This is a genomic window from Streptomyces olindensis, from assembly GCF_040645895.1.
Classification (GTDB): Bacteria; Actinomycetota; Actinomycetes; order Streptomycetales; family Streptomycetaceae; genus Streptomyces; species Streptomyces olindensis.
On the sequence record NZ_JBEYZD010000069.1, the window covers coordinates 1 to 7,690 of the forward strand.

General features: G+C 73.4%; 5 protein-coding genes. All 5 read left to right on the plus strand.

The window, feature by feature from the left end:
- A partial coding sequence (locus ABZ948_RS32375; protein WP_359765561.1) for an SDR family NAD(P)-dependent oxidoreductase occupies positions 1-4,404 on the plus strand: 4,404 nt, incomplete at its 5' end.
- A 155-nt stretch (positions 4,405-4,559) separates the two neighbouring features.
- Complete coding sequence (locus tag ABZ948_RS32380) at positions 4,560-5,099, plus strand: hypothetical protein (RefSeq protein WP_359765563.1); 540 nt, start codon at positions 4,560-4,562, stop codon at positions 5,097-5,099.
- 28 nt (positions 5,100-5,127) lie between these two features.
- Positions 5,128-5,814, plus strand: a complete 687-nt coding sequence (locus tag ABZ948_RS32385) for a hypothetical protein (protein WP_359765565.1) — start codon at positions 5,128-5,130, stop codon at positions 5,812-5,814.
- Between the two features lie 38 nt (positions 5,815-5,852).
- Positions 5,853-6,263 carry a RidA family protein gene (locus ABZ948_RS32390; RefSeq protein WP_359765567.1) on the plus strand — a complete coding sequence of 137 codons (411 nt, stop codon included), beginning with the start codon at positions 5,853-5,855 and terminating at the stop codon, positions 6,261-6,263.
- Positions 6,264-6,336: 73 nt separating this feature from the next.
- A complete protein-coding gene (locus ABZ948_RS32395; protein ID WP_359765569.1) occupies positions 6,337-7,599 on the plus strand; it encodes an FAD-dependent oxidoreductase in 1,263 nt (420 codons plus the stop codon).
- Positions 7,600-7,690: the final 91 nt, after the last annotated feature.

Sequence of the window (7,690 nt, forward strand, 5' to 3'; positions counted from 1 at the left end):
GCGGCGTTCCCGGTGTTCGCCGCCGCGCTGGACGAGATCTGCGCCTGCTTCGATCCGCTGCTCGGGCGTTCCCTGAAGTCCGTCATGTTCGACGGTGGTGACGGTCTGCTGGACCGGACGGACTTCACGCAGCCGGCGTTGTTCGCGTTCGAGGTGGCGTTGTTCCGGCTGCTGGAATCCTTCGGGACAAGCCCGGACTTCCTGATCGGGCACTCCATCGGTGAACTCGTGGCGGCCCACGTCTCGGGTGTGTGGTCGCTGGAGGACGCCTGCCGGCTGGTCGCGGCACGCGGGCGGCTCATGGCCGCGCTGCCGGAGGGCGGGGCGATGCTCGCCGTCGCCGTGCCGGAAGCGGAGGCGGCCGCCGCCGTCGCCCCGTACGCGGACCGGGTGTCGATCGCCGCCGTGAACGGCCCGGCCTCGGTCGTCCTGTCCGGCGACGAGGAACCGGTCGCCGAGCTGCGACAGCGGTTCGCCGACCAGGGCGTGAAGACCTCGCGCCTGCGCGTCAGCCACGCCTTCCACTCGGCGCGCATGGAACCCATGCTCGACGCGTTCACCGCCACCGCCGAGAGCCTGACCTACCACCGGCCGCGGATCCCGCTGGTGTCGAACCTCTCGGGGGACGTCGCCGGGGACGAACTGCTCGACCCGGCCCACTGGGCGCGGCAGGTGCGCGGCGCGGTGCGGTTCGCACCCGGCGTGCAGACCCTCTACACCCTGGGCGCCCGCCGGTTCCTGGAGGTCGGCCCCGACGCCGTGCTCGCGGCGACGACCCGGCAGTGCCTCACCGAGGAGGCGTCGGCGCGGTCGCTGGTGACGGCCGCGGCACGCCGCGACCACGACGAGACGGAGCAGTTCCTGACGCTCCTGGCCGGGGCGCACACGGCCGGTGCCGACATCCGCTGGGACGTGCTGTTCGCCGGGCGTCCCACGGCGCGCGTCCCGCTGCCCACCTACCCCTTCCAGCGGCAGCGCTTCTGGCTGCACCCCGCTCCCGAGGGTGTCGCCGGCGGCTCCTTCGGCCACCCCCTGCTGACCGGCGCCGTACCCGTGGCCGGCCGCGACGAATGGGTCTTCACGGGACGGCTGTCGCTGCGGACCCACCCGTGGATCGCCGACCACGCCGTGTTCGGGTCGGTCCTCATGCCGGGCACCGGATTCCTGGAGATGGCCCTCGCGGCAGGCGCCCGCCTCGGCCTGGACACCGTCCGGGAACTCCTCCTGGAATCGCCGCTGGTGCTCGCCGACGACGCCGACATCGACGTCCAGGTCACCGTCGGCCCGCTCGAGGAGGACGGGTGCCGACGGCTGACGGTCCATTCCCGCCCCGTCGACGACGGCTCCGGCGCGGCATCGGACGCGGACTGGGCGGCACACGCCCGCGGGGTGCTGGCGCCCGAGTCGGCCGTGCCGGAGTGGAGCGGTGACACCCGGCCGCCCGTCGGGGCCGACCAGGTGGACCGCGAGTTCCTCTACGACCGGCTCGCCGGACTCGGGTTCGGCTACGGGCCGGTGTTCCAGGGCGTGGCCGGTGCCCGCACCCGCGGGGACGAGGTGTTCGCGGAGGTCGCGCTGGACCATGTGACGGCGGCGACCGCGGGCGAGTTCGGGGTCCACCCGGCCCTGCTCGACGCCACCCTGCACGCCTCCATCGACGTCCTCACCCGGGACACCGCCCCGGGGCGGATCCCGCTGCCGTTCTCCTTCTCCGGGGTCACGGTGCACCGCCGGGGCGTGCCCGCCGTCCGGGTCCGGGTCCGGCACAGCGGCGAGCAGGTGCGCGTCGACGCCGTCGACGACACCGGCAGCCCCGTCCTCACCGTAGAGTCCCTGCTGGCCCGCCCGGTCGACGCCCGGGTGGTCGACGCCGCCCGCGGCGGCACCGGCCCGGCCCTGTTCGGCATCGAGTGGGTCGAGGCCACCGCCCCGGCCACCGCCCCCGCGCCCGCACCGGCCTCCGTGACGGCGGCCCTGCTGGGCTCGGCCACCGTGCCCGGAATCGACCGGCGGTACGCGACCCTCACCGACCTCGTCGCCTCCGGGGAACTGCCGGGCCTGGTGGTGTGGCACGTCGACGACTCCGGCCCGGACACCGGCGACGTGACCCGGGCCGTGCGCGAACGGGTCGGCGCCGTGCTGGACATGCTGCGCGCCTGGCTCGCCGAGGACCGCCTGGCCGGCACCCGGCTCGTGCTCGTCACCCGCGACGCCGCCGGCCTGCCCGGCGAGACACCGGATCTGCCGGCCGCGGCCGTGTGGGGCCTGGTGCGCAGCGCCCAGTCGGAACACCCGGGCCGGTTCGTCCTGGTGGACCGCACGTCCGACCTCGCCGCCGACACGGTGGCCCTGGCGGCGGCCGTCGACGAACCGCAGCTCGCGGTGCGGCCGGCCGGTGTCCTGGTGCCGCGCGTCAGCCGGACGCCCGCACCCCGCGAGGCCGCCGTCTCCTTCGGCGAGGGAACGGTGCTGGTCACCGGCGGCACCGGCGGCCTGGGCGCGGTCGTCGCCCGCCACCTCGCCGCCGTCCATGGCGTGCGGCACCTGCTGCTGGTGTCGCGGCGCGGCGAGGCCGCCGCCGGAGCGGCCGGACTCGTCGCCGAACTCGGCGAACTGGGCGCCACCGCGCGGATCGCGGCCTGCGACGTCACCGACCGGGCCGCGCTGCGGAGCCTGCTCGACACCGTCCCGCGGGAACAGCCGCTGACCGCCGTGGTGCACGCCGCCGGTGTGCTCGACGACGGCACGATCGAGACCCTCACGGCCGAGCAGGTGGACCGGGTGCTCGCCCCCAAGGCCGACGCCGCCCTGCACCTGCACGAACTCACCCGCGACCTCGACCTCTCGGCGTTCGTGCTGTTCTCCTCGGCGGCGCCCCTGCTCGGCGGCCAGGGCCAGGGCAACTACGCGGCGGCCAACTGCGTCCTCGACGCGCTCAGCCGACGACGCCACAGCGAGGGCCTGCCCGCGCACTCCCTGGCCTGGGGTCTGTGGACGATCGGCATGGCGGAGGCGCTGGGCCGCGAGGGCAGCGAGCACCTGGCACGGCAGATCCGCACCCGCCTCGGCCTCGCCCCGATCGGCGCGGAGCAGGGCACCGCCCTGTTCGACGCCGCGCTGGCGACCGACGAGCCGGTCGTGCTGACCGCCCTGCTCGACACCACCGCCCTCGGCGCGCTCGCCGCCGGCGGCATGCTGCCCAGCACCCTGCGCGGCATCGTCCGGACTCCCGCCCGGGAACGCCGGGCCGAGGCCGGTGCGCTGGCGCGGCGCCTGGCCGGACTGCCCGAGCAGGACCGCGAAGGCCACGCCGTCGAGGAGATCCGGGCCCTGGCGGCGGCGGTCCTCGGACACGGCTCGGCCGACGCGGTCGACGCCGAGACGCCGTTCACCGAACTCGGCTTCGACTCGCTCGGCGGCATCGAGTTCCGCAACCGGCTGGCCAAGGCCTCCGGGCTGACCCTGCCGCCCACCCTGGTCTTCGACCACCCGACGGTGCGCGAGGTCGCCAAGTTCGTGCTCGCGGAGGCCGAGAACGCCGGCACCGACGGCGCGGACCCCCGGCCGGCGGCCGGGACCCGGGGCACCCTCACCGACCTGGTCCTCGGCGCCCACCGGCGGGGCGCCGTCATCGACGCCATGCCCCTGCTCGTCACGAGCTCCACCCTGGCGCCGGCCTTCGCCGCCGTCGACGAACTCGCCGAGCGGCCCCGGCCGGTGCCGTTCACCCGGGGCACGTCGGCACCGGCACTGATCTGCGTGCCGTCCTTCCTGGCCGGGTCGGGCGCGCACCAGTTCGCCCGGCTGGCCCGTGAACTCGGCACGGACCACGCGGTGTCCGCCCTGCGACTGCCCGGCACGACACCGGGGGAGGCGCTGCCGGGCTCCTGGGAGGCCGCGATCGACCACCTCGCGAGCGGCGTCGGCGACGAACCCGCGCACCGGCCCGTGGTCCTCGTCGGGTACTCGATCGGCGGCGCGATCGCCCACGCGGTGGCACACCGGCTGGAGGAGCGGGGCACCGGCCCCGCCGGGGTGGTGATGATCGACACCTACTCCCCGGACGACATGGACCTCAACCACGCGGTGCTCGCCGACGCGCTCGGCGCCCTGCTGGACCACGAGCAGGCGGCGGCGCTGGTCGACGACAAGGGCCTGGTCGCCATGGGGAACTACGTGCGCATCTACGGCGAACGCAGGCCACGGCCCATCGCGGCGCCCACGCTCAACCTGCGCGCGACCAGCGCCCTCGGCGCCACCCCCGTCCCGGAGCCGGTGCCCGCCTGGCAGCACTCCGGCCCGGTGGTCGAGATCGACACGAACCACTTCTCGATCATCGAAGAGGACGCTCCGCTCACCGCCCAGCGCATTCGACGCTGGCTCGACTCGACCATCCGCGGATGAATTCGGGAACGGAAACGATGACACAACGCCATGAACAGCGTCCGGGCCGTGCCCGTCCGGCCCCCGGCCGGCTGAAGCGGACCTTCGACCGCGTTCATTTCGTCCGGCGTGCCTGGGGCACGACCGAGGACGAACGGACGGGGACCGAGGAATGCATGAAACACGTCCCCCCGCCGCTCGACACGTACTACCGGGGCATCACCGTGCACGCCGACCGCGCCGTCGTGTGGCGCTGGCTGTGCCAGATGCGAGTGGCTCCCTACAGCTACGACTGGATCGACAACTACGGCCGCCGCAGCCCCCGCACCCTCACCCCCGGCGCGGACGACCTGGAGATCGGGCAGCCCATCCTGGTGATCTTCCAGGTGGTCGGATTCGAACGCGATCACCACATCACCGTGCAGATCAAACCCGGTCTGCGCTGGTTCTGGGGCAACACCTGCTGCACGTTCCGGGTCGCGGACAGCGCCGACGGCGACGGCTGCCGACTGCTGATGATCATGACTGTGCACGACCGGCCCGGCCGGCTCGCCCGGGCCACCGGCCTCTACCAGGTGCGGAAGTACTTCTTCCCGTGGGCCGAGTTCGTGATGGTCCACAAGCAGTTCCGCACCTTCAAGATGCTCGCCGAGAAGACGGCGAGGGAGAACCCGTCGAAGGAGGCCGGAAATGCCGGTGTCATTCCACCTGGCTAGTTACCCGGTACGCGGCTGGGTGCCGCTCATGACCCGAATATCCCGCATCAACAAGGAGATCCGGCAGGCGCCCGGATTCCTGGAGGGCCGGGTCTTCGGCACCGGCGACCTGAAACCGCCCATCGGCGGCGCGCCCGTGTTCCGGCGCTGGGCACTCCTCGTCGCGTTCCGGTCCGACGAGGAGATGAAGGAGTTCCAGCAGTCCCGCACCGTGGACGAGTTCACCGACCGGGCCCGCGAGGTGTGGCGAGCGTCCCTGGTCCCCACCCGGGTCGGCCGCGGAACCTGGCGGGGATGGCGCCCCGAGGTCGACCCGGTCCCGCACGACGACACCGAGCCGGTGCTGTCACTGACGTACAGCCACATCCGCACCCCCTACGTGCCGGCGTTCCTGTGGAACAACAAGCGCGTCGTCGACCAGCAGCGGACCACCGCCGACGGACTGATCGCGCAGCTCGGCATCGCCGACGACCTCACCGCCACCAGCACCCTGTCCGTCTGGCGCAGCCAGGCCGACCTGGTCGACTTCGCCTACCGCCGGTCACCCGCCCACAAGGCCGTCATCAAACCGTCGCTGACGAAGTGGCAGACGCAGAACTTCTCGGCGCGTTTCCGCATGACCGAGTCCTCCGGCACCTGGGACGGCCGTGACCCCGCCGTCGCCGCACGACTCGCCGCCGAGGAACTCGCCCGCCTCCGCACCACCCACCCCTGACCCCCCTGCACCGCCCCACCGACCCGGAGGATCCCGCCATGCCCGTGCTGTCCTTCAACCCCGCCAACACCCCGCCCCCCGCCGAGGGGTTCAGCCACGCGACGCGAGCCCGCGGCGACATCATCCACCTCTCCGGCCAGGTCGGCGTCGACGAGTCCGGGGCCGTGGTCCCCGGCGGCCTCGCCGCCCAGACCGAACAGGCACTGCTCAACCTCTGCCGCGCCGTGGAGGCCGCCGGAGGCCGCGCGGAAGACCTCGTCAGCGCCCGCTTCTACGTCGTCGACTGGAAGCCCGAACTGTTCGGCGAGCTGATGGCCGGCGGCCAGGCGGCCGGCAGCAAGCACGCCTTCCCCGAGATGGCGGTGACGCTGGTCGGAGTGGCCCGCCTGTTCACCCCGGAACACCTGATCGAGGTCGACGGCGTCGCGGTCGTCGACACCGCCGGCTGACCACGGACCGGCACGGCCCCGCCTCCGGCCCCCGACCCCGCAAACCGCTTCTTCGACAGATCAGGTGGAATCGATGTACGACGTGACCATCGTCGGCGGCAGTCTCGCCGGCTGCTCGGCCGCCATCCTGCTGGGCCGCGCGGGCCTGAGGGTGGCGGTGCTGGAGACCCACAAGGACCCCGCGCACTACAAGCGCCTGTGCACCGCCACCATCCGCTCCAGCGCCCTGCCGACGCTGCAACGCCTCGGCCTCGACAAGAAGATCGCGGCCGAGGGCGGCATGCCCTGCCACGACGCCTTCCACGGGGACGACGGCTGGATCCGCGACCCCGGCTCCGCCTCCCGGCCCGAACACGGCTACAACCTCCAGCGGCCCAAACTCGACCCGCTGATCCGGCAGGCCGCCGCCGAGACACCCGGCGTCGACATGGTGCTGGGCGCCAAGGCCTTCCAGCTGTCGCGCGGCCCGCACGGACGGGTCAACGGCGTCGTCGCCAAGGTGCGGGGCGAGGAGCAGCTGTTCAGCAGCCGCCTGGTGATCGGCGCCGACGGCAGGTCCTCCACCGTCGCCGACCTGGCCGGCCTGGAGAGCAGGACCTCGGCCAACGACCGGTTCATCTTCTTCGCCCACTACCGGAACGTCGAGGTCCGCCCCAAGGAGACCCTGCGGGCCTGGTTCGTCATGCCGGACGTCTTCCTGCTCGCCAGCTTCGGGGACGGCACCACCGTCATGGCCGTCGCCCCCGACAAACGGAGCCTGCCCGAGTTCGAGAAGGACCGTGAGGCCTTCCTGCTGGGCGCCTTCGCCAAACTGCCCGACGCGCCCGACATGTCCCACGCCGAACGCGTCACCGACCTCGTCGGCACCAAGGACTACCCGAACCTCAGCCGCAAGCGGATCGTGACCCCCGGCCTCGCCGTCATCGGCGACGCCGCGATGGTCAACGACCCGGTGAGCGGCGTCGGATGCGGCTTCGCCTTCCAGTCCGCCGAATGGCTCGCCGACGCCGTCACCGAACCCCTGCGCCGCGGCGACACCGCCGCCGTCGACAAGGCACTGCGCGGCTACCAGCGGCAGCACAAGCGCCGCCTGTCCGCCCACCACCTGACCATCGCCGACCTCAGCAAGCGCAAGGTGCTGCCGCCGGTGATCCGCCTGATCCTCGCCGGAGCGGTCACCGACCCGCAGGTCGCCGAACGCTACGTCGGCGTCGTGACCCGCAACGTCTCCCCGCTCTCCCTGTTCTCACCCCCCTACCTGGCCCGCGCGGCGGTCGCCGCCCGCCGGACCCGGTCCGCCGACCCCGACGCGTCGGTGCCGGCACTCGGCAAGTGACCTGCTCGTACCCAGCTCCACCGCATGCCGACGGCCCGCCGGACACCCCCGGCGGGGCGGCGCCGTGCGCACAACGGAAAGGAAGCCACAG

What these genes read in the sequence shown, in the direction of transcription:
- ABZ948_RS32380 (WP_359765563.1), top strand. Translation starts at nt 4,560, where the DNA reads ATGAAACACGTCCCCCCGCCGCTCGACACGTACTACCGGGGCATCACC.
- ABZ948_RS32385 (WP_359765565.1), top strand. Translation starts at nt 5,128, where the DNA reads ATGACCCGAATATCCCGCATCAACAAGGAGATCCGGCAGGCGCCCGGA.
- ABZ948_RS32390 (WP_359765567.1), top strand. Translation starts at nt 5,853, where the DNA reads ATGCCCGTGCTGTCCTTCAACCCCGCCAACACCCCGCCCCCCGCCGAG.
- ABZ948_RS32395 (WP_359765569.1), top strand. Translation starts at nt 6,337, where the DNA reads ATGTACGACGTGACCATCGTCGGCGGCAGTCTCGCCGGCTGCTCGGCC.